1 protein-coding gene is annotated in these 2,284 nt (G+C 47.9%); it reads left to right on the top strand.

Features of this window, described 5'->3' with window-relative positions; translation table 11 throughout:
* Positions 1-787: 787 nt before the first annotated feature.
* On the top strand, positions 788-1,921 hold the full coding sequence (locus BUA24_RS11615; protein ID WP_072792758.1) for an FkbM family methyltransferase: 1,134 nt from the start codon (positions 788-790) through the stop codon (positions 1,919-1,921).
* Positions 1,922-2,284: the final 363 nt, after the last annotated feature.

Genomic DNA, 2,284 nt, shown 5'->3' with positions numbered 1-2,284 from the left:
CTGGACCAAGAGCGCCGACGAGATCTTCGCTTCAATGCAGAAATACCTGGAGCCTATTGTTTCTCCGCAAACTTCTGAGGAGGGACACTAGGAGCCAGCTTAGGAAAGTATGTTCCTTGTCGCAAGCTTTGTAAGTCCTAAGCCCAACCGTGCCTACGAAAAGTGTCTAAAACTCGCTCTCCATATCGTCTTCGACGATTCGTAGCTGAACTAAGGACCTGACTATAAGGCGCCGTAAGTCTGCATCAGCTTTAGGGATCCATGAGCAAACTTGCGATGTGTTCCACATAACTTCGCAAGATATCCGCTTTAGCTTCGGATATCTACTGGGATAAACTCACAGGGACCATAGAGGGACCTAAGTGGTCACTTGTGTGTTCTTCTTTCTGTGCTTTATCACCTATCACCTATCACCTATGTAAGGATCAAACAGCGGCACTGTTTATGCAAGGCTAACTTTCACACCGAAACACTTGATAGTCCATACACCACTTGGGTGGACGCTACTCTCACTATGGCTTCTTGGTGATCAGATTGGCTGGCGGGTACCACTGGTTCTTCCGGGTATCCGCACTGGCTCCGAATTGGGTCGAAGACAAATTTGTGTGGATCTTATTTGGAAGGTGCACACGCATCTAAACGCCGCTTTTAAGGGGACATTGGGTCGATGGCGTTATTGGTCGGTGGGACATCTGAAATTCTAGATTAGGGTAACTTAGGACCAATGTACGGAATCTGAGACGAAGAGGGATGCGTAGTGGCTGCATACGACTGTAGGTACGGAACAATGGATGTGTTCGACGACGATGATCTCATCTCAATAGCTCTTCGTACTTATGGTGAATGGGCGCAATTGGAGATAGATGTAATCTCCAATTGGATACCTCCTGGTGCCTATGTTCTGGATATTGGTGCTTACATCGGTACTCATACCTTGGCATTTGCTGACTTGGTGGGCGCCAACGGTAAAGTATTAGCTTTTGAGCCGAATCCAAGACCTCTAAAGTTGCTCAAATCTAATGTCGGAAGGTCACAAAAGGCTACTATTTCGGTAATGGGAATAGCCCTAGGCGAAGAACGGCGCTTTGATGTTCTTCACCTAAATAATTCGACCAATGTGGCATCTACTCACTTGAGGGGTGACTCTTATAGCGAGCCTGTGTCGTCTGTAGAGATTCTACCTCTTGACGCATTAGAACTTGAAAGGGTGGATTTTATTAAGGCTGATGTCGAAGGTTATGAAGCCAATGTATTGAAGGGTGGCGAATTGACTATTCAACAATTTCGGCCGGTCATATTCCTAGAGCTCAATTCAGTTGATGCCGGAGCTGGACATCTGCAATGGGCGAAGAGTCATGATTACACTGTCTTGGGAGTGATAACAGAAGCCTTTAATTCGAAGAATTTCAAGGGTGAGGTGAAAAACATATTTGGAGATGCCAAGGAATGCGGGCTTATATTAATTCCTAATGATCGGAATCAACTCCACAGAAAGGTTGAAAGTGTAGCCCTCATGAATACCGTCGACGATCTTGTTCTATTGCTTCTACACAAGCCCCGGTATCCCTCGGAAGTTTTGTCTGAGTGCGCTGCTGCAGAGACTCTTGACACTAACTACCCTAGTCCTCGGTTGGTCGAGAGCGATCAGGAAATTGCTCGCTGGCGTAGTGAAGTAGAAAGACTAGAGCATACCGAGCAGGTGCTATTGGAGCAAATTGAGACTCTCAGAACGAGTGTGGTCAAGATCGACGAGGAGTTAGGTGAGCTCAAATTGAAAAATGCGTTCCTTAGTCGATCTTTGGCTATGGTCGAGGTGGAGCGCAATGCTCTTCTAACTTCTCGATCCTGGAAAGTGACTAAACCGTTTAGAGCTATTGGGAAAGTTGTTCGTTGTGTGTTTTCGGATGGAAAGCGAGCTTAGCCTGGATCCTCCGACGCACCCCGGTTTGAGGTCCGGCGGTGGCCCTGAGATTGTGATTTCGTTGCGCTGGGTGAACCCGTGGCTCTGGATCGGTTCTGACTCAGAGTTGGGGCGTGGTGGGTTAAGGATCTGATTTGGTGTTTCATTTGTGGCAGCGCTTGGAGAGAGTACTCGGGAGCGCGCTTAGAGTCGGAAGTAATTCCCTAGATGGGAACTGGTTCAAGGGCTCCGAAGGTGATGAGTTCTTTCATGAAGGCCTTAGCCCATAGCCAACGAGCCGGAGTACGCAGTGTAATCTTTCCCGATCGGTTGACGAGTCGTCCCACAAGCGAGATGAAGTGGTTGCGAAAGCTACGAGCTATG

This window comes from Ferrithrix thermotolerans DSM 19514, from assembly GCF_900128965.1.
GTDB lineage: Bacteria > Actinomycetota > Acidimicrobiia > Acidimicrobiales > Acidimicrobiaceae > Ferrithrix > Ferrithrix thermotolerans.
Note: the sequence above shows the minus strand (reverse complement) of the source record. Positions and strands in the feature narration are given on the sequence as shown.